The organism is Pseudomonas sp. A-1 (assembly GCF_004801855.1).
Classification (GTDB): domain Bacteria; phylum Pseudomonadota; class Gammaproteobacteria; order Pseudomonadales; family Pseudomonadaceae; genus Geopseudomonas.
The window spans coordinates 1-22,103 of record NZ_SSTC01000072.1; the positions used below are offsets into that span (position 1 = coordinate 1).

Annotated in this window: 22 protein-coding genes, 1 pseudogene and 1 riboswitch; of the genes and pseudogenes, 16 read left to right on the forward strand and 7 right to left on the reverse strand. The window is 70.7% G+C overall.

The window, feature by feature from the left end; genetic code table 11:
• Positions 1 to 343 (reverse strand): annotated as a pseudogene (minC, locus tag E5198_RS15480) (septum site-determining protein MinC); the annotation flags it as partial.
• A gap of 131 nt (positions 344 to 474) precedes the next feature.
• Between minC and E5198_RS15485 the strand changes: the two are divergent.
• Positions 475 to 1,398 carry a lipid A biosynthesis lauroyl acyltransferase gene (locus tag E5198_RS15485; protein ID WP_136490897.1) on the forward strand — a complete coding sequence of 308 codons (924 nt, stop codon included), beginning with the start codon at positions 475 to 477 and terminating at the stop codon, positions 1,396 to 1,398.
• A 1-nt stretch (position 1,399) separates the two neighbouring features.
• On the opposite strand, the gene E5198_RS15490 is transcribed toward E5198_RS15485, so the two are convergent.
• The 4 genes from E5198_RS15490 to E5198_RS15505 form a co-directional block, all read right to left on the reverse strand.
• On the reverse strand, positions 1,400 to 2,263 hold the full coding sequence (locus tag E5198_RS15490; protein WP_136490898.1) for a pirin family protein: 864 nt from the start codon (positions 2,261 to 2,263) through the stop codon (positions 1,400 to 1,402).
• Between the two features lie 106 nt (positions 2,264 to 2,369).
• On the reverse strand, positions 2,370 to 3,128 hold the full coding sequence (locus E5198_RS15495) for a VacJ family lipoprotein (protein ID WP_372239891.1): 759 nt from the start codon (positions 3,126 to 3,128) through the stop codon (positions 2,370 to 2,372).
• Between the two features lie 13 nt (positions 3,129 to 3,141).
• Positions 3,142 to 4,437: a serine/threonine protein kinase gene (locus E5198_RS22055; protein WP_256659160.1), complete on the reverse strand. Its 1,296-nt coding sequence runs from the start codon at positions 4,435 to 4,437 to the stop codon at positions 3,142 to 3,144.
• Between the two features lie 237 nt (positions 4,438 to 4,674).
• On the reverse strand, positions 4,675 to 5,019 hold the full coding sequence (locus tag E5198_RS15505) for a pilin assembly protein (RefSeq protein WP_136490899.1): 345 nt from the start codon (positions 5,017 to 5,019) through the stop codon (positions 4,675 to 4,677).
• Between the two features lie 117 nt (positions 5,020 to 5,136).
• On the opposite strand from E5198_RS15505, the gene ppc reads away from it, so the two are divergent.
• From ppc to E5198_RS15545, 8 genes are all read left to right on the forward strand, one after another.
• Positions 5,137 to 7,776, forward strand: coding sequence for a phosphoenolpyruvate carboxylase (gene ppc / locus E5198_RS15510; protein WP_136490900.1), 2,640 nt, complete (start codon positions 5,137 to 5,139; stop codon positions 7,774 to 7,776).
• A 166-nt stretch (positions 7,777 to 7,942) separates the two neighbouring features.
• Positions 7,943 to 8,590, forward strand: coding sequence for an adenylate kinase (adk, locus tag E5198_RS15515; RefSeq protein WP_136490901.1), 648 nt, complete (start codon positions 7,943 to 7,945; stop codon positions 8,588 to 8,590).
• 89 nt (positions 8,591 to 8,679) lie between these two features.
• Complete coding sequence (gene tsaB / locus E5198_RS15520) at positions 8,680 to 9,354, forward strand: tRNA (adenosine(37)-N6)-threonylcarbamoyltransferase complex dimerization subunit type 1 TsaB (RefSeq protein WP_136490902.1); 675 nt, start codon at positions 8,680 to 8,682, stop codon at positions 9,352 to 9,354.
• Between the two features lie 5 nt (positions 9,355 to 9,359).
• Positions 9,360 to 10,214, forward strand: coding sequence for a DUF72 domain-containing protein (locus E5198_RS15525; RefSeq protein ID WP_136490903.1), 855 nt, complete (start codon positions 9,360 to 9,362; stop codon positions 10,212 to 10,214).
• 149 nt (positions 10,215 to 10,363) lie between these two features.
• A complete protein-coding gene (locus tag E5198_RS15530) occupies positions 10,364 to 11,215 on the forward strand; it encodes a DMT family transporter (protein WP_136490904.1) in 852 nt (283 codons plus the stop codon).
• Between the two features lie 49 nt (positions 11,216 to 11,264).
• The gene (locus E5198_RS15535) at positions 11,265 to 12,038 is read left to right on the forward strand and encodes a class I SAM-dependent methyltransferase (protein ID WP_136490905.1); all 774 of its coding nucleotides are present in this window, start codon (positions 11,265 to 11,267) and stop codon (positions 12,036 to 12,038) included.
• A 35-nt stretch (positions 12,039 to 12,073) separates the two neighbouring features.
• On the forward strand, positions 12,074 to 12,862 hold the full coding sequence (locus tag E5198_RS15540; RefSeq protein WP_136490906.1) for an NYN domain-containing protein: 789 nt from the start codon (positions 12,074 to 12,076) through the stop codon (positions 12,860 to 12,862).
• Between the two features lie 163 nt (positions 12,863 to 13,025).
• Positions 13,026 to 13,355 carry a ComEA family DNA-binding protein gene (locus E5198_RS15545; RefSeq protein WP_136490907.1) on the forward strand — a complete coding sequence of 110 codons (330 nt, stop codon included), beginning with the start codon at positions 13,026 to 13,028 and terminating at the stop codon, positions 13,353 to 13,355.
• Positions 13,356 to 13,425: 70 nt separating this feature from the next.
• Here the strand turns inward: E5198_RS15545 and E5198_RS15550 are convergent, their stop codons facing one another.
• On the reverse strand, positions 13,426 to 13,875 hold the full coding sequence (locus E5198_RS15550; protein ID WP_136490908.1) for a bacteriohemerythrin: 450 nt from the start codon (positions 13,873 to 13,875) through the stop codon (positions 13,426 to 13,428).
• 352 nt (positions 13,876 to 14,227) lie between these two features.
• On the reverse strand, positions 14,228 to 14,677 hold the full coding sequence (locus E5198_RS15555; protein ID WP_136490909.1) for a bacteriohemerythrin: 450 nt from the start codon (positions 14,675 to 14,677) through the stop codon (positions 14,228 to 14,230).
• Between the two features lie 232 nt (positions 14,678 to 14,909).
• Positions 14,910 to 15,192, forward strand: a riboswitch (cobalamin riboswitch).
• Positions 15,193 to 15,311: 119 nt separating this feature from the next.
• On the opposite strand from E5198_RS15555, the gene btuB reads away from it, so the two are divergent.
• The 7 genes from btuB to cobD form a co-directional block, all read left to right on the forward strand.
• Positions 15,312 to 17,165 carry a TonB-dependent vitamin B12 receptor gene (gene btuB / locus E5198_RS15560; RefSeq protein WP_136490910.1) on the forward strand — a complete coding sequence of 618 codons (1,854 nt, stop codon included), beginning with the start codon at positions 15,312 to 15,314 and terminating at the stop codon, positions 17,163 to 17,165.
• A gap of 117 nt (positions 17,166 to 17,282) precedes the next feature.
• On the forward strand, positions 17,283 to 17,855 hold the full coding sequence (locus tag E5198_RS15565; protein ID WP_136490911.1) for a hypothetical protein: 573 nt from the start codon (positions 17,283 to 17,285) through the stop codon (positions 17,853 to 17,855).
• The gene (gene cobO / locus E5198_RS15570; RefSeq protein WP_136490912.1) at positions 17,852 to 18,469 is read left to right on the forward strand and encodes a cob(I)yrinic acid a,c-diamide adenosyltransferase; all 618 of its coding nucleotides are present in this window, start codon (positions 17,852 to 17,854) and stop codon (positions 18,467 to 18,469) included. Before E5198_RS15565 ends, cobO begins: the two co-directional genes overlap by 4 nt.
• On the forward strand, positions 18,469 to 19,761 hold the full coding sequence (locus tag E5198_RS15575) for a cobyrinate a,c-diamide synthase (RefSeq protein WP_136490913.1): 1,293 nt from the start codon (positions 18,469 to 18,471) through the stop codon (positions 19,759 to 19,761). Before cobO ends, E5198_RS15575 begins: the two co-directional genes overlap by 1 nt.
• Positions 19,762 to 19,807: 46 nt before the next feature.
• A complete protein-coding gene (gene bluB, locus E5198_RS15580) occupies positions 19,808 to 20,488 on the forward strand; it encodes a 5,6-dimethylbenzimidazole synthase (RefSeq protein WP_136490914.1) in 681 nt (226 codons plus the stop codon).
• Positions 20,485 to 21,393 (forward strand): adenosylcobinamide-phosphate synthase CbiB, encoded by a 909-nt coding sequence (gene cbiB, locus E5198_RS15585; protein ID WP_136490915.1) that lies wholly within the window; start codon positions 20,485 to 20,487, stop codon positions 21,391 to 21,393. The genes bluB and cbiB overlap by 4 nt, the downstream gene beginning before the upstream one ends.
• On the forward strand, positions 21,386 to 22,103 hold a 718-nt coding region (gene cobD / locus E5198_RS15590; RefSeq protein WP_136490916.1), incomplete at its 3' end, for a threonine-phosphate decarboxylase CobD. The genes cbiB and cobD, both read left to right, overlap by 8 nt.

Below are 22,103 nucleotides of genomic sequence, written 5' to 3' on the forward strand. Positions count from 1 at the left end.
GTTCGCGCCCGGAGGCCGGCGGCAGCAGCGGCAGGCCAAGCGCCTCGGCTGCCGCGACGTCGCCCGGACGGCTGGCGCGCGCGCCGAGCGCCACCAGGCCGTGGCGCTGGCAGAGGTCGAGCAGGGCGCCGAGGTCGAGTTCGCCGTCCGCGGCAGGCAGGTGCTCGAGACCGAGCACCACCGGCGCGGCGGTGAAGAAGTTGGGGGCCTGGGCAACCTTCTCGGCCAGCTGCCGATCGAGGCGCGCGAGGTCGTTGCGGGCCAGCTCCAGTACGGTGACGGCGAGCATGTTGCCCTTGAGCCGGAACACGGGTTCTTGGGTGGTCGGATCAGCTTGAGTCATGTCGAATGCAGCCAGGGAGATGCCGGGACTTATAACGACAAGCCTGCGGGGTCGCAAGTTGCATGCATGGCTGATTCGCCAAGGCGTGACGGGGTAGAATGTCGCGCTCGTTCGCCCGACTGGATGTGCTGATGGACCGTCCCCGCTTTCGTGCCGCCTTTCTTCATCCGCGCTTCTGGCCGCTGTGGCTGGGGCTGGGATTGCTGTGGCTGGTGGTGCAGCTGCCCTATGTCGTCCTGCTCCGTCTCGGGCGCGCCCTCGGCGCGCTGATGCTGCTCGGCGCCGTCTCGCGCCGGCACATCGCCGCGCGCAACCTCGAGCTGTGCTTTCCCGAGCTGTCCGCCACCGAGCGCGCCCGCCTGCTGCGCAAGAACTTCGCCTCCAGCGGCATCGCCTTCTTCGAGATGGCGATGAGCTGGTGGTGGCCGCGCGCGCGCCTGGCGCGCCTGGCCCACGTCGAGGGCCTGGAACACCTGCAGGCCGCCCAGCGCGAGGGGCAGGGGGTGATCCTGATGTCGCTGCACTTCACCACCCTGGAGATCGGTGCGGCGCTGCTCGGCCAGCACCACACCATCGACGGCATGTACCGCGAGCACAAGAACCCGGTGTTCGACTTCATCCAGCGTCGCGGGCGCGAGCGCCACAACCCCGACGCCAGCGCCATCGAGCGCGAGGACGTGCGCGCCATGCTCAAGGTGCTGCGCGCCGGGCGCGCCATCTGGTACGCGCCCGACCAGGACTACGGGCGCAAGCAGAGCATCTTCGTGCCGCTGTTCGGCATTCCCGCCGCCACCGTCACCGCCACCACGAAGTTCGCCCGCCTGGGCAAGGCGCGGGTGGTGCCCTTCACCCAGCAGCGCCTGGCCGACGGTTCCGGCTACCGCCTGACCCTCCATCCGCCGCTGGCCGACTTCCCCGGCGACAGCGAGGAGGCCGACTGCCTGCGCATCAACCGGTGGATCGAGCAGGCGGTGCGCGCCTGTCCCGAGCAGTACCTGTGGGCGCACCGCCGCTTCAAGACCCGTCCGGAAGGGGCGCCGAAGCTCTACGACTGAGTCAGCGGCCGAAGCTGCCGTCGCGATAGTCGGCCAGCGCCTGCTCGATCTGCTCGCGGCTGTTCATCACGAAGGGGCCGTACTGCACGATCGGCTCGCCGAGTGGCCTGCCGGCGATCAGCAGGGCGCGCGCACCGTTGGCGCTGGTCAGGTGCAGGCTGTCGCCGTCGGTGAGGCGCGCCAGCTGGCCGGCCTGGATGCTCCGGTCGCGCTGGCCGCGGACGGTCAGCTCGCCCTCGAACACGTGCAGCAGCACGCTGTGGCCGCGCGGCAGTTCGGGCATCAGGCAGGCGCCGGCGGGAAACTCCAGCTGGTACAGCTGCGGCTCGGTGTGCGGGCGCTGCACGGCGCCGGCCTGCTCCTGCTCGCCCTCCCTGAAGCGCCCGGCGATCACCCGCACGGCGACGCCGCGCGCGCTGGTCAGTTGCGGGATCTCCTCCGGCGCGAAGTCGCGGTAGCTTGCCGGACCCAGCTTGTCCGACGCCGGCAGGTTCAGCCACAGCTGGAAGCCGAACAGGCGGCCCTGCTCCTGCTCGGGCATCTCGCTGTGCACGATGCCGCCTGCGGCGGTCATCCACTGCACGCCGCCGGGCACCAGCAGGCCGCGGTTGCCGAGCTGGTCCTCGTGGCGCATGCGTCCCTCGAGCATGATGGTCACCGTCTCGAAGCCGCGGTGCGGGTGCGCCGGGAAGCCGCCGAGGTAGTCGCGGGCATCCACGGAATCGAAGGCGTCCAGCATCAGGAACGGATCGAAGCGCTCCAGGCCGGCGCCGCCGATGAGGCGGGTCAGGCGCACGCCGTCGCCGTCGCTGGTGGCGCGGCCCTGGTGCAGGTCGAGGACGTCGCGGTAGTGGGGATAGCTCATGGCGGACTCCTTGCGTCGGGACATGCCGTCATTCTGGTTCAATCCGCCGGATGGATGGGTGCTGTTTTTGCACCCAATCCATCGATCCGCTCGATTGGTTCGCGGTTCACTCGCGGATCTGCAGGCGCCGTGCCTCGGTATAGACGTAGCGCACCTTCTCGTACTCGAACGGCGAGTTGAGCTGGCCGTAGCGGAATTCGTTGATGTGGCGGCGGTCGATGGCCATCAGTCCGTAGTAGGCGCCGGCCTGCTCGGTCAGGCCGGCCTCTGCGGCTGGGTTGGCCGCGCCGCCGACCACGGCAGTGTCGAACAGCAGGCCGCCGGTGTCGCGCAGGTTGGACGGGCCGAGCAGCGGCAGCACCAGGTAGGGACCTTCCTCGGCGCCCCAGTAGCCGAGGGTCTGGCCGAAGTCCTCGCTGCGCCGCTCCAGGCCCATGCGCGTGGCCGGGTCCCACAGGCCGCCGACGCCGAGGGTGGTGTTGAACAGCAGGCGCGCGGTGGTGGTCATGGCATCGTTGCCCTGCAGCTGCAGCAGGTGGTTGGCCAGGCTGGGAATTTCGCCGAGGTTGGCGAAGAAGTGGCTGACTCCGCTGCGCACGAAGTGCGGGGTGACCAGGCGGTAGCCGTTGACCGCCGGCAGGTAGACCCACTCGTCGAAGCGCTGGTTGAAGTGGTAAACGCGGCGGTTCCACTCCTCCCAGGGGTCGTTGTTGACCAGCGCCACCAGGGTGGCGCGCTCGAACTCGCGCTGGTCCAGGCGCGGGTTGAACTTCAGGCGCTCCAGCGGCTGGGTGAAGCCGTCGGCGTCGGCGGGTTGCCCGGCGAGGGCGCCGGCGCTGGCGGCGAGCAGCAGGGTCGGCAGCAGGCGGCGCAGGGATTCAGTCACGGAAGAACTCCAGCATGGCCTGGGTGTTGACCCGGTAGTTCATGTTGCCGCAGTGCCCGCCGCGCGGGAACAGGGTCAGGCGCGCGCCGAGGGTGCGGCGCAGGAAGCCGAGGTCGCCGGGGCCGAGGATCAGGTCGTCGCGGTTGTGGAACACGGCGATCTTGTCGCTGCCGGCCAGGTAGCCCTGCAGCGAATAGAGGCTGACCTGGTCGATCAGCTGCAGCAGGCTGTTGCCGTCGCCCTGGGCGCGCCAGTAGGGCAGCAGCTGTTCGCGGATGTAGCACTCGAAGTCGCAGAGCAGGGCGCGCTTGAAGAAGGGCGTCAGGCTGGTGCCCTCGTCCATCGGGTAGGTCGGCGGCAGGACCACGCCGCGGCGGTTGATCAGGTCCGAGGTGAAGGCGATGTCGGCGGCGGCGAAGCGGAAGGCGGCGCCGATCAGCATGGCCATTTCCTCGTCGGAGAGGCGCTGCCTCGACTGCTGGAAGTCGTAGAGCATGGCCGCATCGATCTCCACCGCGCCGCGCTCCTCGAAGTAGCGCGCCAGCTTGCCGAGCACCAGGTCGTAGAAGGTGCGGGTGCTGTCGATGCCGCGCACCTCGGTCTGCACCAGGCGGTCGAGGTTGCTCACCGAGGTGTACAGGTTGACCGGCGGGTTGATCAGCAGCACGCGGCGGAAGTTGAACGCCTGGCGCTCTTCGTCGAGCCGGCTGACGAAGGCGGCGTGCAGGCCGCCGAGGCTGTAGCCGGTCAGGTACCAGTCGGTCACCGGCAGGTCCCGCTGCTGCTCGCGGACCTTCTCCATCACCCGGTACAGGTCGATGGCGTCGCGGTCGGAGATGCCCGGCGTGGCGTGGCGCGAGGCGGCGGTCATGAAGTCGTAGCTGGTCGGCGAGGACAGCTGCACCACGTGGTAGCCGGCGCCGTAGTACAGGCGCTTGAGTTCCTCGGTCTTGCCGTTGGCGTAGTGCGCGCCGGTGCCGGAAATGATGAACACCAGCGGTGCCGGGCCGGCCTGGCGGGCCAGGCGGTAGCGCAGCTTCTTCACCGCCCAGAAGTTGTCCGGCAGCTCGCGGCGTGGCCGCAGGCGCAGGCTGTAGTCGGCCTGGTCGATGTCGGCGAGCTCGGGCAGGGCGGGGCGCAGCTCCGGCGGGGTGGTGGCGATGGTCGCCTCGAAGGGATTGGTCAGGGGGAAGCCGTAGGCCTCGCCGGCGATCTCGTTGACGGCCGCCTGGGCGCCGCCGAGCCAGAGCGCGGCGAGCAGCAACAGCAGGTGGGAAACTCGGGGCATTCGGCAACCTTCCGCCTTGGGCGGGTCGGGGCTAGGACATGGTCAGACTCGTGGGCGGGCCGCGAGTTGCGCCGGATCGACCGGCGGGCGCGGCATCCGCTCGCCGGCCCGCAAGCGGCGCCGGGGCATTTTCCCAGAAAAGCAGGCGAAATGGCGGGCACGACCTTTGGCCGGAGCGGAGAAGTCCGTTCCGGCGACAATCCCGTTTCGGGACTGTTGCTGGCAACCGTGGGACGGTCAGAAGTCGTTGTCGTCGTCCTGCTTTCTCAGTGCCTCCAGATGCTTGCGCGCCAGGGCCAGGAAGCGCGGCGTCAGGCCGATGTCCTCGTACAGCGGATCGCCCTGCTCGTCGGTGGCCACCACCCGGGTGCCCTTCACGTAGGGAAAGCTTTCCTCCAGCTCCTGCAGCGCGGCGCCGACCAGATCGCCGAGCAGCTCCTCGGCGTGGCGCCTCGGGTACATCTCGCTGAGCGCCGCCAGGCGGGCCGCCGATTCCAGGTCGAGCGGAATGCTGTAGGTGGTCTTGCTCAGCCGGCCCTTGGCGCTGAGTTCCCAGTCGTTGACCAGATCGCGGATCTTCATGCCTGCCTCCCGGCCTGCGCGGACTGCCCGTCACGGGGATGTAGTGATAAAAAGCCTAGACTGCTGTTGAGGCTCCTGCCGCACGGGGCTGCACTGGCGAGGACGGAGGAGGCGGGCATGGCGGAGATCGATCCACGGCTGCGCGAGGACGTCCACCTGTTGGGCGAGCTGCTCGGCCACACCTTCCGCGCCGAGCGCGGCGCGGACTTCCTGGCCAAGATCGAGCGCATCCGCCAGGGCGCCAAGGCGGCGCGGCGCGGCTCGGCCGAGGGCGCGCGCCAGCTCGGCGAGACCCTCGACGCGCTCGCCGAGGACGAGCTGCTGCCGGTGGCGCGGGCCTTCAACCAGTTCCTCAACCTGGCCAACATCGCCGAACAGTACCACCGCATCCGCCGCCGGCGGGCGGACGAGGCGCCGCCCTTCGAGGAGCGCGTGCTCGGCGAGCTGCTCGACCGCCTGCAGGCCGCCGGCCACGCGCCGCAGAGCCTGGCCCGGCAGATCGCCGCGCTGGACATCGAGCTGGTGCTCACCGCCCACCCCACCGAGGTGGCGCGGCGCACGCTGATCCAGAAGTACGACGACATCGCCGCCTGCCTGGCCGCGCGCGACCACGCCGACCTGGCGCCGCGCGAGCAGGCGCGGGTGCGCCGCGAGCTGTGCCGGCTGTTGGCCGAGGTCTGGCATACCGAGGAGATCCGCCGCAGCAAGCCGACCCCGCTGGACGAGGCCAAGTGGGGCCTGGCGGTGGTCGAGCACTCGCTGTGGCGGGCGCTGCCGGAGTTCCTGCGCGGCGTCGACGAGCTGCTCGGCGCCTGCTGCAATGCGCGCCTGCCGCTGGACGCCACGCCGGTGCGCTTCGCCTCGTGGATGGGCGGCGACCGCGACGGCAACCCCAACGTCACCGCCGCGGTCACCGCCGAGGTGCTGCTGCTGGCGCGCCGGCTGGCCGCCGAGCTGCACCTGCGCGACCTCGAGCGGCTGATCACCGACCTGTCCATGCACCAGGCCAGCCCGGCGCTGCGCGCGCGGGTCGGCGAGGCGCCCGAGCCCTACCGCGCGCTGCTGCGCCAGCTGCGCACGCGGCTGTTCGCCACCCGCGACTGGGCCGTCGCCGCCCTGGAGAGCCCCGGCCTGGCGCCGGGTCCGCTGGTGCTGCAGGAGGTCGGCGAGCTGCTCGAGCCGCTGCTGCTCTGCCACGATTCGCTGAGCGCCTGCGGCATGGCCGCCATCGCCGACGGCCCGCTGCTCGACAGCCTGCGCCGTGCCCACTGCTTCGGCCTGTGCCTGGTGCGCCTGGACATTCGCCAGGACGCCGGCCGCCACCGCGCCGCCCTCGACGAGATCACCGCTTACCTGGGCCTGGGGCACTACGCCGAGTGGGACGAGGCGCAGCGCCTCGACTTCCTCCAGCGCGAACTGGCCAGCCCGCGCCCGCTGCTGCCCGCCGACCACCGGCCCGCGGCCGACACCGCCGAGGTGCTGGCCACCTGCAGGGTGGTGGCCCAGGCGCCGGCGGCGGCGCTGGGTTCCTACGTGATCTCCATGGCCGGCGCCGCCAGCGATGTGCTGGCGGTGCAGCTGCTGCTCAAGGAGGCCGGGCTGCGCCGGCCGATCCGCGTGGTGCCGCTGTTCGAGACCCTCGCCGACCTGGAGCACGCCGGCGCGGTGATCGACAGCCTGCTGGCGCTGCCGGTCTACCGCGAGCGCCTGGCCGGGCCGCAGGAGGTGATGATCGGCTATTCCGACTCGGCCAAGGACGCCGGCACCGTGGCGGCGGCCTGGGCCCAGTACCGCGCCCAGGAGGCGCTGGTCGCGGTGTGCGCGCGCCACGGCGTCGAGCTGCTGCTGTTCCACGGCCGCGGCGGCACCGTCGGCCGCGGCGGCGGTCCGGCCCACGCGGCCATCCTCTCGCAGCCGCCGGGCTCGGTGGCCGGGCGTTTCCGCGTCACCGAGCAGGGCGAGGTGATCCGCTTCAAGTTCGGCCTGCCGCGCCTGGCCGAGCAGAACCTCAACCTCTATCTGGCCGCCGTGCTGGAGGCCACCCTGCTGCCGCCGCCGGCGCCCACGGCCGAGTGGCGGGCGCTGATGGAGCGCCTGGCCGCCGACGGCGTGGCGGCCTACCGCGCGGTGGTGCGCGCGCATCCGCAGTTCGTCGACTACTTCGCCCAGGCCACCCCCGAGCAGGAGCTCGGCCGCCTGCCGCTGGGCAGCCGTCCGGCGCGCCGGCGCAGCGGCGGGGTGGAGAGCCTGCGGGCGATCCCGTGGATCTTCGCCTGGACCCAGACGCGGCTGATGCTGCCGGCCTGGCTGGGCTGGGAGACCGCGCTGGCCGCGGCGGTGGCGCGCGGCGAGGCGGCGCTGCTGCAGCAGATGCGCGAACACTGGCCGTTCTTCCGCACGCGCATCGACATGCTGGAGATGGTGCTGGTCAAGGCCGACGCCGGCATCGCCCGGCTGTACGACGAGCGCCTGGTGAGCGACGAGCTGCGTCCGCTGGGCGAGCAACTGCGCGACCTGTTGTCGCAGGCCGAGCGCATGGTGCTGGCGCTGACCGGCCAGGCGCAGCTGCTCGGCAGCGACCCGGTGCTGCGCGAGTCGATCAGCGTGCGCGACACCTACCTCGACCCGCTGCACCTGCTTCAGGTCGAGCTTCTCGCCCGCTCGCGGCGCCTCGCCGAGCATGGCGAAACGCCGCTGGAACGGGCCCTGCTGGTCAGCGTCGCGGGCATCGCCGCCGGCTTGCGCAACACCGGGTGAAACGATCAATACTAGGACAGCCGGCATCTTGTGTCCGGCTGGCCGGCTGTGTATTTTGGTCTGCTTTTTCGCCGCCCCATTTCATGCTAGGGGCGAAGACAAGAATTTCGAGATTGGCCCCGCGAGGCGAATCCAGGGTTTTCTACATCCTTTCAGGAGCAATACGATGCGTGTGATTCTGCTGGGGGCACCGGGTGCCGGCAAAGGTACTCAGGCTCGCTTCATCACCGAGAAGTTCGGCATTCCGCAGATCTCCACCGGCGACATGCTGCGTGCCGCGATCAAGGCCGAGAGCCCGCTGGGCCTGCAGGTCAAGGACGTGATGGCCAGCGGTGGCCTGGTCTCCGACGAGATCATCATCGGCCTGATCAAGGAGCGCATCGCCGCTGCCGACTGCGTCAACGGCTTCCTGTTCGACGGCTTCCCGCGCACCATCCCGCAGGCCGAAGCCCTGCGCGACGCCGGTGTGGACATCGACCACGTGCTGGAGATCGCCGTGGAAGACCAGGAGATCATCAGCCGCATGTCCGGTCGCCGCGTGCACCCGGCCTCCGGCCGCACCTACCACCTGCAGTACAACCCGCCGAAGGTGGCTGGCAAGGACGACGAGACCGGCGAGGACCTGATCCAGCGCGAGGACGACCAGGAAGAGACCGTGCGCAAGCGCCTGGACGTGTACCACGCCCAGACCCTGCCGCTGGTCGGCTTCTACCAGGACCTGGCGCAGACCGCCGGCAAGCCGAAGTACTCGCGCGTCGAGGGTGTCGGCAGCGTCGAAGAGATCACCGCCAAGGTGCTCGCCGCGCTGAGCTGATCGCTCCCCTGCTGCCACGAACGGCCCGCCCTGTGCGGGCCGTTTGCATTTACAATGCCCGCCCGTTTGCCATCACACCGGATACCGTCATGACCACCCTGCTGGCCCTGGATACCGCCACCGAAGCCTGTTCCGTCGCCCTGCTGCACGAGGGCCGCGTGCTCAGCCGCTACGAGGTGATCCCGCGCCTGCATGCCCAGCGCGTGCTGCCGATGGTCCAGGAGGTGCTGGCCGAGGCCGGCATCGCCCTAGCGGCGGTCGACGCCATCGCCTTCGGCCGCGGCCCGGGCGCCTTCACCGGCGTGCGCATCGCCGTCGGCGTGGTCCAGGGCCTGGCCTTCGCCCTCGACCGGCCGGTGCTGCCGGTCTCCAACCTCGCCGTGCTCGCCCAGCGCGCCCACCGCGAGCAGGGCGTGACCCGGGTGGCCGCCGCCATCGACGCGCGCATGGACGAGGTCTACTGGGGCTGCTACCAGATGGAGGGCGGCGAGATGCGCCTGGCCGGCGTCGAGGCGGTGCTGCCGCCGGAGCAGGCCGCCCTGCCGCGCGGCGCCGACGGCGAGTGGTTCGGCGCCGGCACCGGCTGGGGCTATGCGGCGCGCATCCCGCTGGCGGTCAGCGCCATGGACGCCGGCCTGCTGCCGCACGCCGAGGATCTGCTGCAGCTGGCGACCTTCGCCTGGGCGCGCGGCGAGGCCGTGGCGGCCGAGCAGGCCCAGCCGGTCTACCTGCGCGACAACGTGGCCACGCCGAAAAAGGGCTGAGGCCCGTGCTGCCGTACTTCCTCGGCTGTCCGTCGTGGAACGAGCCGGCCTGGCGCGGCGGCCTGTATCCGGCCGGCAGCGCCAGCCGCGACTTCCTCGCCGCCTACTGCCGGGTGTTCAATACGGTGGAAGGCAACACCACCTTCTATGCCCGGCCCGCCGCCACCACCCTGGCGCGCTGGGCACAGACCATGCCGGAAGGCTTCCGCTTCTGCGCCAAGCTGCCGCGCGACATCAGCCACGAGGGCGACCTGCGCGCCAGTCTCGCCGCCGCCGGCGACTTTCTCGAGCTGCTGGCGCCGCTGGGCGCGCGGGTCGCGCCGCTGTGGCTGCAGCTGCCGGCCAGCTTCGGCCCGCCGCGGCTCGCCGAACTGGCCGCCTTCATCGACGGACTGGCCGCGCCGCATGGCCTGGCGGTGGAGGTGCGCCACCCGGCGTTCTTCGCCCGCGGCGACGAGGAGAAGGCGCTCAACCGCCTGCTGCGCGACCGCGGCGTGGAGCGCATCGGCCTCGACTCGCGCGCGCTGTTCAGCTGCACCGAGCGCAGTCCGGCGGTGCTCCACGCGCAGAGCAAGAAGCCGCGCGTGCCGCCGCGCCCGGCGGCCTTCACCCGCCATCCGCAGGTGCGCTTCATCGGTCATCCCGACCTCGCAGCCAACGACGCCTTCCTCGCCCCCTGGCTGGACAAGGTTGCCGCCTGGATCGAGGAAGGCCGCGCGCCGCACGTCTACCTGCACACCCCCGACAACCACCGCGCGCCCGAGCTGGCGCGGCGCTTCCATGCGCAGCTGATGGCGCGCCTGCCCGGCCTGCCGGCGCTGGCCGAGAGCAGCAGCGGCGAACAGCTCGGTCTGCTGTAGGGTGCGCCATGCGCACCGCTGGCTAGCTAGGGCAGTGGTCGATGGTGCGCATGGCGCACCCTACCGATGGAAGTCGTGCCAAAGTCGCGCCCCGCCACCGCACCTTTCGCGCTACCCTCGCCACACCACCACGGACCGGATTGTCTGCCATGCCCCTGTCGCGCCTGGCGCTGCTCGTCGCCCTGGCCATGCTGGCCTTCGCCGCCAACTCGCTGCTGTGCCGCATCGCCCTGCGCGACGAGCATATCGACGTCGCCAGCTTCACTGCCCTCCGCCTCGCCTCCGGCGCCCTGGCGCTGTGGCTGATCGTCCGCCTGCGTCAGGGAGCGGCGCGCGCAGTGCTGGGCGGCAACTGGCCGTCGGCGCTGGCGCTGTTCGCCTATGCGGCGGGCTTCTCCTGGGCCTACCTGCAGCTGTCCGCCGCCACCGGCGCGCTGCTGCTGTTCGGTGCGGTGCAGGCCAGCATGATCCTCTGGGGGCTGTGGCGCGGCGAGCGGTTGACGGCGGGGCAGGGCTGCGGCCTGCTGCTGGCCGGCGCCGGGCTGGCCGTGCTGCTGTTGCCCGGCGCCAGTGCGCCGGCGGTGTTGCCGGCGCTGGCCATGCTGCTGGCCGGGGTGGCCTGGGGCGTCTACTCGCTGCGCGGGCGCGGCGTCGGCGACGCCACGGGCAGCACCGCCGGCAACTTCCTGCGCTGCCTGCCGCTGGCCGTGCTGCTCGGTCTGGCCGGTCTGCCCTGGGCGCAGCTGGACGGCGCCGGGGCGCTCTACGCGCTGCTTTCCGGCGCGCTGGCCTCGGGCTGTGGCTATGCCCTGTGGTACGCGGTGCTGCCGGCGCTGCGCGCCACCCAGGCGGCCACCGTGCAGCTCAGCGTGCCGCTGATCACCGCGCTGCTCGGCGTGCTGCTGCTCGGCGAGCCCTTCGGGACGCGCCTGCTGCTGGCCGCGGCGCTGCTGCTCGGCGGGGTGGCCTGGGTGCTGCTCGGCCGCGCGCCTGCGCGCTGAGGCGATCTTTGGCAGAATGGCGCCCCCTTTCTCCTGCCCGGTAGCCCCGATGTCCGCCAGCCCCGCCCGTGTCCGCGTCGAAGCCCTGAGTCCCGCCCATGCCGCGGCCGCCCATCGGTGGGCGATCCGGCTCGGACTGGCGGAGGAGGGCGAGGCCGAGTTCGCCCTGCAGCTGGGCGACGCCGGCCTGCAGCTGGTCGACCTCGGCCCGGATGCTCCGGGTCCGGTGCGCGTCGACTTCGTCGAGGGTGCCAGCGCCCATCGGCGTCTGTTCGGCGGCGGCAGCGGGCAGATGATCGCCAAGGCGGTCGGCATCCAGAGCGGCGTGCGTCCGCGCATCCTCGACGCCACCGCCGGCCTGGGGCGCGACGCCTTCGTGCTGGCCAGCCTCGGCTGCGCGCTGACCCTGATCGAGCGCCAGCCGCTGGTCGCCGCGCTGCTCGAGGACGGCCTGGCGCGCGCCGCCCGCGCTGCCGAGGTGGCGCCGATCGTCGCGCAGATGCAGTTGCTGACCGGCAACGCGGTGGAGCTGATGCAGGGCTGGGCCGGCGAGCCGCCGCAGGTGATCTACCTCGACCCGATGTTCCCGCACCGCGACAAGAGCGCGCTGGTGAAGAAGGAGATGCGCCTGTTCCGCCCGCTGGTCGGCGACGACCTCGACGCCCCGGCGCTGCTCGCCGCGGCGCTGGCGCTGGCCAGCCACCGGGTGGTGGTCAAGCGCCCGCGCAAGGCGCCGTGCATCGACGGCCCCAGGCCCTCCCACCAGCTGGAGGGCAAGTCCAGCCGCTACGACATCTACCCGAAGAAGGCGCTCAAGGGCTAGGCTGAGGGCATCGACCGCGGGATGAGGGCAGCCCCGTGCAGAATGTCCGCGTAGCGCTGTTCATCGATGCCGACAACTCGCCGAGCCGCAAGATCGAGGGCATCCTCGCCGAGCTGGCGGTGCTCGGCGTGGTGTCCATCCGCCGCGCCTATGGCAACTGGAAGAGCCCGCGGCTGGAGTCCTGGGTGCAGGTGCTGCACGAGCACGCCATCCAGCCCATCCAGCAGTTCGACCTGGTCAAGGGCAAGAACGCCACCGACATGGCGATGGCCATCGACGCCATGGACGTGCTGCACGGCAAGCCGGTCGAGGTGTTCTGCCTGGTGTCCTCCGACTGCGACTTCACTCCGTTGGTCACCCGCCTGCGCGCCGACGGCAAGCAGGTGATCGGCTTCGGCGAGCGCAAGTCGCCGGAACCCTACGTCAACGCCTGCTCGCGCTTCGTCTACCTCGACGACATGCCGGTGGAGGTGACCATCCAGCCGCTGGGCACCAGCGCCAACCCCGCCGAGGCCGAGGAGGAGGGGGTGGCCTGCGTGCCGCCGGCAGTGGCGCTGGTCAGCCGGCGCAGCGCATCCCAGCTCAAGGGTGACAGCAAGCTGATGAGCCTGCTGCGCAACGCGGTGCTGTACGCCGCCGACGACGATGGCTGGGCGCCGCTCGGCCTGGTCGGCTCGCGCATTGCCAACCAGGCCTCCTTCGAGCCGCGCAACTACGGCTATTCGCGGCTGATCGACCTGTTCGCCGCCATCGACCTGTTCGAAGTGCGCCGCGTCGGCAACCACCCGCAGGTGCGCTACCGGCGGCGTTCCCCTGCCTCCTGAACGCGCGCCAGCGGTGTGCGGCAAATGTCGACTGCGTCGCCCCGCTGCAAAAAAAGGCCCTTCATGTCGCATGGATTATTGGCGATTGCGTTGCCATGGCCTAGTGTCGATGGGCCGCCAGGATCGCGGCGGTACCCCGTCACTGACACAAGGAGTGTCGATCATGTCGAAACTGCGTGTTTCCTCCCTGCTGTTCGCCCTGCTCACCGGATTCTCCACGCTGGCCTCGGCTGCCGAGGCACCGGCGTCTGCCGCCCCGCCGGTGGCGGTTCAGGCGACGGCCGAAGCGCCGCTGGCCAAGGTCGATCTGAACAGCGCCGACGCGGAAACCCTGGCGCGCGAGCTGAACGGCATCGGCGAGGCCAAGGCCCGCGCCATCGTCGAGTATCGCGAGGCCAATGGCGCGTTCACCTCGGTGGACGAGTTGCTGGAAGTGAAGGGCATCGGTGCGGCGACGCTGGAGAAGAATCGCGAGCGGCTGGTCGCCAACTGAGGCTTTGCCTGTCTGAACGAAGGGGCCGGTCTCGCGACCGGCCCTCTTGTCTGCTGGACCTTTGTGGCGCTCAGCCGAAGAACTTGCCGAGCATGCGGGCGACGAAGCCGCCCTCGATGTTGCGCTTGACGAAGGACACGTAGTGCTTGTCGTCGCGCTTGATGTGGTTGGTCAGCCACAGACCGATGTCGGTGCGCACTTCCTTGGCTACCCGGAAGGTTTCCTCGCCCTTGCCCAGACGCTCGTGGTAGGCGTGGGCGCGGGCCTTGAAGGCCTCGTGCACCTGGTGATGGGCCTCCAGCATCGGGTAGCCGGCCTTGGCCATCAGGCTCTCCTCGAAGGTGTTGTGGGAGATGGCATAGTCGATCAGCGACTTGATGACGTGCTCGACTTCGTCGGCGTTGCGCGTCTTGATCGCGTGGTCGATCTCCTCCAGATACTCGAAGATGCGCTTGTGCTGCTCATCGATGATATCGATGCCGGTTTCGAATTCTGCTGTCCAGGAAATGACAAAGCTCATGGCGTAGATCCCTTGTCCTGTGAACGTTTGAATCGCGCTGGCGTGGTGCCCTGCATATCTTCCGCCGGCGCTCGTCCTGCTCGCCGGTAGCCATCGGTGACAGGCGTCAGCCTGACCGGGCACGCACGTCCTCGTGGTCCGTGCGGTTGGATGGATATCAGGTGCTGGGGTTGTTGCTCGTTCCCTGAGTCAGGCCTCCCCTGGAGGTGTGGATGTGTATGGCAGGCCGGAGTTGGCTGGATGGCATGGGTGTTCGTCTCTTTTATTGTTGTTATCGGGGACTGCTACTGCCTGCGCTGCAGGTCCGGTCTGGTAGCCGGCCTGCAGGCCTAGTCGATCGCCGCCAAGGCGATCAGCCGAAGAACTTGCCGAGCATGCGCGACACGAAGCCGCCGTCCAGGCTCTTCTTGACGAAGGGCACGTAGTGCTTGTCGTCACGCTTGATGTGGTTGGTCAGCCACAGGCCGATGTCGGTGCGCACTTCGCGGGCCAGGCGGAAGTGGTCTTCGCCGTTGCTCAGGCGCTGGCCGTAGGCTTCGGCGCGGGTCTTGAAGGCTTCATGCACCTGATGGTGGGCGTCCAGCATCGGATAGCCGGCCTTTTCCATCAGGCTTTCCTCGAAGGTGTTGTGCGAGATGGCGTAGTCGAGCAGGGCCTTGATCACGTACTCGACCTCGCTGGTCGACTGGGCCTTGATGGCGTGATCGATCTCGGACAGATATTCGAAGATGCGCTTGTGCTGCTCGTCGATGATATCGATGCCCGTGGCGTACTCGGGCGACCAGGAAATGACGAATCCCATGAAGGTTATCCTTGCTGTAAACGTTTCGACTTACTTTTAGTGGTTTGTTCTGTAAGCCCCACGCGAAGGTGCGTGGGCTTTCAGTATCACGATGTCGCAGTAAAGGCCATAGTCCGCTTGTGGGCTTTGTCGCGAAGCCTCGGTTTTGTGAGCTGTTTGGCAATTTCGTTCCGGGCCGGGAGAGTCGCGCGGGAGGGGCGGAAAGTTTGACGCCCGTCCGGCAAGTCTCTAACCTGCGCCACCTGCTTCAGGTGCCCCCCAGTCCAGACTCGGAGGGGTGAAACAGGGAAGCCGGTGCGTATATGTAATGATTTTTTCATTGCAATTTTGATACCAAGCCGGCGCTGCCCCCGCAACGGTAGGCGAGTCGAGAAGCCACACCGGCAGATGAGCGACGCTCCAGAGGCGTCCGCCAACTGCCAGGCCACTGTGTCCAGACACGGGAAGGCGTGGATTCGGGAACCCTCGGGTTCCGCTCGCAAGCCCGGAGACCGGCCTGTCGCATCCACGGTATCGCGGAGGGCGCTACCCGTCGGGTGGGCGGCCTGCGTGTCCTGCTGTCCGTTCGTCGTCCGGTCCTCTGCATGCCTTCGCAAGCCAATCGCGCGGGTGAGCGCGATGCAGAGAGTGATCGATGAGACATGCCCTTCTGCGGCCGACAATCGTCGTGCTGTGTAGTCTTTCCTCCATTCCCGTCCTGGCGCACGAAGCGCTGTCGGTCGAGCCCCTGCTGGTGACAGCCAGCCGCACGACGCAGACGGCCAGCGACGCACTGGCCTCCGTGACGGTGATCGAGCGCACTGAAATCGAGCGCCGCCAGGCCGCCTCGCTGCCCGAGCTGCTGCGCGGCGTGCCGGGCGTGACGCTGGCCAACAACGGCGGCCCGGGCAAGAGCAGCTCGCTGTTCCTGCGCGGCACCGAGTCCGACCACGTGCTGGTGCTGATCGACGGCATCAAGGTCGGTTCGGCCACCAGCGGCAGTGCCGCCTTCCAGGATCTGCCGGTGGAGCTGATCGAGCGCATCGAGATCGTCCGAGGTCCGCGCTCCAGCCTGTACGGTTCGGAAGCCATCGGCGGGGTGATCCAGATCTTCACGCGCCGGGACGGCGGCGCCGGCCTGCGGCCGTTCCTCTCGGCGGGCACGGGCACCCACGACAGTCACAGCGGCAGCGCCGGGCTGTCCGGGCGCTCCGGTGCGAGCTGGTTCAGCCTCGGCGTCTCGTCCAGCGACACCGACGGCATCAACGTCAAGCCGCGCGGCGCCAGCGGCTACGAGGACGACAGCGACGGCTACCGCAACCTGTCCGGCTCCTTGCGCGCCGGCCACCGCTTCGCCAACGGCCTGGAACTGGACGGCAGCTTCCTGCAGGCCGAGTCGCACAACGATTTCGACAGTACCACGGGCGAGGACGCCTATACCGAGGGGGTGCAGAAGGTCGCCGGCCTGCGCGCACGCCTTGCCCCGCTCGAGTCCTGGCTGGTGACCCTGCAGGCCGGGCGCAGCGAGGACCGGTCGGACGCCTTCGAGGACGGTGGCTTCAATTCGCGTTACGACACCCGTCGCGACTCACTGTCCTGGCAGAGCGACGTGACCCTGGCCGCGGGCCATACCCTGGTGCTGGGCGTCGACCATCAGCACGACGAGATCGACAGCACCAGGCGCTACGCCGAGGACTCGCGCGACAATGACGGCTACTTCGCCCAGTACCTCGGCGGGTCGGGGCGTCACGACTGGCAGCTGGCGCTGCGCCGCGACGACAACCAGCAGTTCGGCGATCACGATACCGGCAGCGCCGCCTGGGGTTACGCCCTGGGCCCGACGCTGCGCGTCCATGCCAGCTACGGCACGGCCTTCAAGGCGCCGACCTTCAACGAGCTGTACTACCCCGGCTACGGCAACCCCGCGCTGGATGCGGAGAAATCGCGGACTGTCGAGCTGGGGCTGAACGGCAGCCCCGGCTGGGGGCACTGGACGGCCAGCGTGTACCGGACCCGGGTCGACGATCTGATCAGCAGCGTGCGCGTCAACGGTGCCAGCCTGGCGCAAGGGGTCGACGAGGCGCGCATCCGCGGCCTCGAACTGCAGGTCGGCAGCGACCTGCGCGGCTGGGAGTGGACTGCCGGTTACAGCCTGATGGACGCCGAAAACCGCTCCAGGCGCTCCAGCCGCTCCGGCATTGCCTACTACGGCAAGGATCTCAGCCGGCGCCCCGGGCAGACCTTCAACCTCGACGTCGACCGCGCCTTCGGCCGTTTCAGCGTGGGCGGCACGCTCTACGCGCGGGACTCGGCCTACGACGATCTGGAAAACCAGAGCGAACTGTCCGGCTACGCCAGCCTCGACCTGCGCGGCGAATACCGCCTCGACGACGAGTGGCGCCTGCAGGCGCGGGTGAGCAACCTGCTCGACGCCGACTACCAGACCGCCGCCGGCTACAACCAGCCGGGCCAGGCGGTGTACTTCACCGTGCGTTACCAGGCGCTCTGAGACAGGGGCGCTGGCAGGGCAGAGGTTTTCCCCGCAGCTGTTGTAAACCCAGCACGGCGCCGACATTTTGCAGCGCCAGCTACACCATCCGATGCCATCTACCCGAGGAGTTCCACCATGCTCGACCTTTCCCCCCGCAGCCGCCTGGCCATCGGCATCGTCCTGGCCGCACTGCTGGCCGCGACCCGTGGCCACCACTTCAGCGATATCAACCTGCCCAGCGCCTCCTGGGCGGTGTTCTTCCTCGCCGGCGCGCTGTTGCCGGCGCGCCTGGCCTTCCCGGCGCTGTTCCTCGAGGCGGTCGCCCTCGATCTCGTCGCCGTGACTTGGGGCGGGGCGAGCAACTGGTGCGTGACCCCGGCCTACTGGCTGCTGCTGCCGGCCTACGCTGCGCTGTGGTTCGGCGGCCGGGTCTATGCCGGCTGGCACCGCGACGACCTCGCGGCGCCGCCGCGCCTGCTGGCCTGCCTGCTCGCCTCCAGCTTCGCCTGCCACCTGCTGTCCAGCGGCGGCTTCTGGTTCTTCTCCGGTCGCTACCCCGAGGCGACCCTGGCCGGCTTCCTGCCGCGCATCGCCACCTACTACCCGCAGTCGCTGCAGGCGCTGGCGCTGTACGTCGGCGCGGCCGCGCTGCTGCTGGCCGCCGCTCATGCCTGGAAGCAGGCCCGTGGCGTGGAGGCGAGCCGATGAGCACTCAGGACGAACTGGCGCGTGACGAGCGGCACAAGGCGCGCATGCAGCGCAAGAAGGCGGTGGTCGATGCCAGGATCGCCGAGGCCAGTGCCGAGCGCGGCCTGCTGCTGGCCAACACCGGCAACGGCAAGGGCAAGAGCAGCGCCGCCTTCGGCATGCTGGCGCGCACCCTCGGCCACGGCCTCAGGGCCGGCGTGGTGCAGTTCATCAAGGGCGCGGCGAGCACCGGCGAGGAAGCCTTCTTCCGCCGCTTCCCCGAGGAGGTGCGCTACTTCGTGATGGGCGAGGGCTTCACCTGGGAGACCCAGGACCGCCAGCGCGACATCGAGAAAGCTGAGCAGGCCTGGGCGGTGGCCCGCGAGCTGCTGCAGGACCCGCAGGTCGCCCTGGTGGTGCTCGATGAGCTGAACATCGCCCTCAAGTATGGCTATCTGCCGCTGGACAGGGTGCTGGCGGATATCGCCGCGCGCCCGCCGCTGCAGCACGTGGTGGTCACCGGCCGCGGTGCGCCGGCCGGGCTGATCGAGGCGGCCGACACGGTCAGCGAGATCGGCCTGGTCAAGCACGCCTTCCAGGCCGGGGTGAAGGCGCAGAAGGGAGTGGAGTTCTGATGGACGTGCGCCACTGTCCCGCGCTGCTGATCGCCGCCCCCGCCTCGGGGCAGGGCAAGACCACCGTCACTGCCGCGCTGGCCCGCCACCACGTCAACCAGGGGCGGCGCGTGCGGGTGTTCAAGTGCGGGCCGGACTTCCTCGACCCGATGATCCTCGCCCGCGCCTGCGGTGCGCCGGTGGACTCCCTCGACCTCTGGCTGGTCGGCGAGGAGGAGTGCCGGCGCCGCCTGTGGCAGGCGGCAGGCGAGGCCGACCTGATCCTCATCGAGGGGGTGATGGGCCTGTTCGACGGCACGCCCTCGGCCGCCGACCTGGCGCGGCGCTTCGGAGTGCCGGTGCTGGCGGTGATCGACGGCTCGGCCATGGCGCAGACCTTCGCGGCCATCGCCCACGGCCTGGCCAGCTACCAGAGCGACCTGCCGTTCGCCGGGGTGCTGGCCAACCGGGTCGGCAGCGTCCGCCACGGCGAGATCCTGCGCGATTGCCTGCCGGCGCACCTGAGCTGGTACGGCGCGCTGCCGCGCGACGCCGCCATCGAACTGCCCAGCCGCCACCTGGGACTGGTGCAGGCCGCCGAACTGGCCGACCTCGATGCCCGTCTGGATGCCGCCGCCGCGGCGCTGGCCGCGAGTGCCGAGTTGCGCCTGCCGGCGCCGGTCGGGTTCGCCGCGCCCGAGCCGCTTGGCCACTCGTCGCTGCTGCGCGGCGTGCGCATCGGCGTGGCCCGCGATGCCGCCTTCGCCTTCGTCTACCCGGCCAACCTCGACCTGCTGCGCGCGCTGGGGGCCGAGCTGGTATTCTTCTCGCCGCTCGACGACCGGCAACTGCCGGCGGTGGACAGCCTGTACCTGCCGGGTGGCTATCCGGAGCTGTACCTGCAGCAGCTGGCCGGCAACCTGGCGATGCGCGAGGCGATCCGCGCCCACCATGCCGCCGGCAGGCCGATCCTCGCCGAGTGCGGCGGCATGCTCTACCTGCTCGACGGCCTGACCGACCTGGGTGGCACCCGCGGCGAACTGCTCGGCCTGCTGCCGGGCGAGGCGCAGATGCAGCCCAGGCTGGTGACCCTGGCCATGCAGGAGGTCGAGCTGGACGGCGAGCGCCTGCGCGGGCACAGCTACCACCACTCGCGCATGGAGTGCACGCTGGAGCCCATCGCCCACGGCGAATGCCCCAACTACCGGCGCGCCCGCGAGCCGGTGTACCGCAGTGGCCGGCTGACCGCCAGCTACATCCACTTCTACCTGCCTTCGGCACCACGCGCGGCAGTCGCGCTGCTGCGCCCGTGAATCACCTGGAGATCTTGCCGGCCCTGCGCCGGCGCCCAATCCGCCCATGACCGACCAGACCACCCCAGCGTCCCCTGACAATCCCCACGCCTTCAGCGCGGCCGAGCGCGCCGCGGTCTATCGCGCCATCGCCGAGCGCCGCGACATGCGCCACTTCAGCGGCGGCACGGTGGCCCCCGAGCTGCTGGCGCGCCTGCTCGACGCCGCCCACCACGCGCCCAGCGTCGGCCTGATGCAGCCGTGGCGCTTCATCCGCATCACCTCGGTGGAACTGCGCCGGCAGATCCGCGCCCTGGTCGAGGCCGAGCGCCTGCGCACCGCCGAGGCGCTCGGCGAGCGCAGCGAGGAGTTCATGCGCCTCAAGGTCGAGGGCGTCGAGGACAGCGCCGAGCTGCTGGTGGCCTGCCTGATGGACGGCCGCGAGCGCTTCATCTTCGGCCGCCGCACCCTGCCGCAGATGGACCTGGCCTCGCTGTCCTGCGCGATCCAGAACCTGTGGCTGGCCGCCCGCGCCGAAGGGCTGGGCATGGGCTGGGTGTCGCTGTTCGACCCGCTCGCGCTGGCCGAGCTGCTCGGCCTGCCGGAGGGCGCCGAGCCGCTGGCGCTGCTGTGCCTCGGCCCGGTCCGCGAGTTCTACCCGCGGCCGATGCTGGTGGAGGAGGGCTGGGCCGAGGAGCAGCCGCTGGCCGGGATGCTCTACGAGAACCACTGGGGGCAGCAGCCATGAGCCTGGGGCTGTCCCTGCTGGCCGGGGTGGCGCTGGACGTCGCCCTCGGCGAGCCGCGCCGCTGGCATCCGCTGGTGCTGTTCGGCCGCCTGGCCGAGCGTCTCGAGGCGCGCCTCAACGCCCACGGCGGCGGCTGGCGCAGCCACGGCGTCACCGCCTGGTGCCTGGCGGTGCTGCCGCTCACCCTGCTGACCTGGCTGCTGGTGCAGCTGCCGCTGCTCGGCGGGCTGCTGGAGATCCTCGCCCTGTACGCGGCGCTGGGCCTGCGCAGCCTGCACGAGCACGCCCTGCCGGTGCTCGACGCCCTGCGCCGCGGCGACCTGCCGGCGGCGCGCGCCGGCGTGGCCCGGGTGGTCAGCCGCGATACCGGCGAGTTGGACGAGAACGGCGTGGCCTGCGCCGCCACCGAGTCGGTGCTGGAGAACGGCAGCGACGCGGTGTTCGCCGCGCTGTTCTGGTTCGCCGTGGCCGGCGCGCCGGGCGTGGTGCTCTACCGCCTGGCCAACACCCTCGACGCCATGTGGGGCTACCGCACCGAGCGCTTCGAGCGCTTCGGCTGGGCCGCGGCGCGCCTCGACGATGCGCTCAACTACGTGCCGGCGCGCCTCACCGCGCTGACCTACGCGCTGCTCGGCCAGACCCGCCGCGCCCTGGCCTGCTGGCGCCGCCAGGCGCCGCAGTGGGACAGCCCCAACGCCGGCCCGGTGATGGCCGCCGGCGCCGGTGCCCTCGGCGTCGAGCTGGGCGGCGCCGCGGTCTATCACGGCGAAGTCCACCAGCGCCCGGCACTGGGCGAGGGCGCCCCGGCCGACGCCGAGAGCATCGCCGCGGCGCTCAGCCTGCTGCGCCGCGGCGTGGCGCTGTGGCTGATCGTCGTGCTGCTCGGAGGCTGGCTGCATGCTTGAGCACGGTGGCCGCCTGCGCGCCGCGGCGCAGCGCTACGGCATTCCGCTGGCCGACTGGCTGGACCTGTCCACCGGCATCTCCCCCGAGCCCTGGCCGCTGCCGGCCATCCCGCTCGAGGCCTGGGCACGCCTGCCGGAGGAGGACGACGGCCTGGAGGCGGCCGCCTGCGCCTGCTACGGTGCCCGCCACGCGCTGGCGCTGTCCGGCAGCCAGGCGGCGATCCAGGCCCTGCCCGAGCTGCTGCCGGCCGGCCGGGTCGGCGTGCTCGGCCTCAGCTACGCCGAGCACGCCCACGCCTGGCGCCGCGCCGGCCATCGGCTGGTGCGCTTGGACGCCGCGGCCATCGACGCCCAGCTCGACAGGCTCGATGCGCTGGTGCTGGCCAACCCCAACAACCCCACCGGCGAGCGCTTCGCCCCCGCGCAACTGCTCGCCTGGCACGCCCGCCTGCAGGCGCGCGGCGGCCATCTGCTGGTCGACGAGGCGTTCATCGACTGCACGCCGGAACTCAGCGTGGCCGCCTTCAGCGACCGCCCCGGGCTGATCGTGCTGCGCTCGTTCGGCAAGTTCTTCGGCCTGGCCGGCGTGCGCCTGGGCTTCGTGCTGGCCGAGCCCGGCCTGCTGGCCGGCCTGCGCGAGCGCCTGGGCCCCTGGGCGGTCAGCGGGCCGGCGCGGGCCCTCGGGCTGCAGGCGCTGGATGGCGCCAACG

What these genes read in the sequence shown, in the direction of transcription:
- E5198_RS15485 (WP_136490897.1), top strand. Translation starts at nt 475, where the DNA reads ATGGACCGTCCCCGCTTTCGTGCCGCCTTTCTTCATCCGCGCTTCTGG.
- E5198_RS15490 (WP_136490898.1), bottom strand. Translation starts at nt 2,263, where the DNA reads ATGAGCTATCCCCACTACCGCGACGTCCTCGACCTGCACCAGGGCCGC.
- E5198_RS22055 (WP_256659160.1), bottom strand. Translation starts at nt 4,437, where the DNA reads ATGCCCCGAGTTTCCCACCTGCTGTTGCTGCTCGCCGCGCTCTGGCTC.
- E5198_RS15505 (WP_136490899.1), bottom strand. Translation starts at nt 5,019, where the DNA reads ATGAAGATCCGCGATCTGGTCAACGACTGGGAACTCAGCGCCAAGGGC.
- ppc (WP_136490900.1), top strand. Translation starts at nt 5,137, where the DNA reads ATGGCGGAGATCGATCCACGGCTGCGCGAGGACGTCCACCTGTTGGGC.
- adk (WP_136490901.1), top strand. Translation starts at nt 7,943, where the DNA reads ATGCGTGTGATTCTGCTGGGGGCACCGGGTGCCGGCAAAGGTACTCAG.
- tsaB (WP_136490902.1), top strand. Translation starts at nt 8,680, where the DNA reads ATGACCACCCTGCTGGCCCTGGATACCGCCACCGAAGCCTGTTCCGTC.
- E5198_RS15530 (WP_136490904.1), top strand. Translation starts at nt 10,364, where the DNA reads ATGCCCCTGTCGCGCCTGGCGCTGCTCGTCGCCCTGGCCATGCTGGCC.
- E5198_RS15535 (WP_136490905.1), top strand. Translation starts at nt 11,265, where the DNA reads ATGTCCGCCAGCCCCGCCCGTGTCCGCGTCGAAGCCCTGAGTCCCGCC.
- E5198_RS15545 (WP_136490907.1), top strand. Translation starts at nt 13,026, where the DNA reads ATGTCGAAACTGCGTGTTTCCTCCCTGCTGTTCGCCCTGCTCACCGGA.
- E5198_RS15550 (WP_136490908.1), bottom strand. Translation starts at nt 13,875, where the DNA reads ATGAGCTTTGTCATTTCCTGGACAGCAGAATTCGAAACCGGCATCGAT.
- E5198_RS15555 (WP_136490909.1), bottom strand. Translation starts at nt 14,677, where the DNA reads ATGGGATTCGTCATTTCCTGGTCGCCCGAGTACGCCACGGGCATCGAT.
- btuB (WP_136490910.1), top strand. Translation starts at nt 15,312, where the DNA reads ATGAGACATGCCCTTCTGCGGCCGACAATCGTCGTGCTGTGTAGTCTT.
- E5198_RS15565 (WP_136490911.1), top strand. Translation starts at nt 17,283, where the DNA reads ATGCTCGACCTTTCCCCCCGCAGCCGCCTGGCCATCGGCATCGTCCTG.
- cobO (WP_136490912.1), top strand. Translation starts at nt 17,852, where the DNA reads ATGAGCACTCAGGACGAACTGGCGCGTGACGAGCGGCACAAGGCGCGC.
- E5198_RS15575 (WP_136490913.1), top strand. Translation starts at nt 18,469, where the DNA reads ATGGACGTGCGCCACTGTCCCGCGCTGCTGATCGCCGCCCCCGCCTCG.
- bluB (WP_136490914.1), top strand. Translation starts at nt 19,808, where the DNA reads ATGACCGACCAGACCACCCCAGCGTCCCCTGACAATCCCCACGCCTTC.
- cbiB (WP_136490915.1), top strand. Translation starts at nt 20,485, where the DNA reads ATGAGCCTGGGGCTGTCCCTGCTGGCCGGGGTGGCGCTGGACGTCGCC.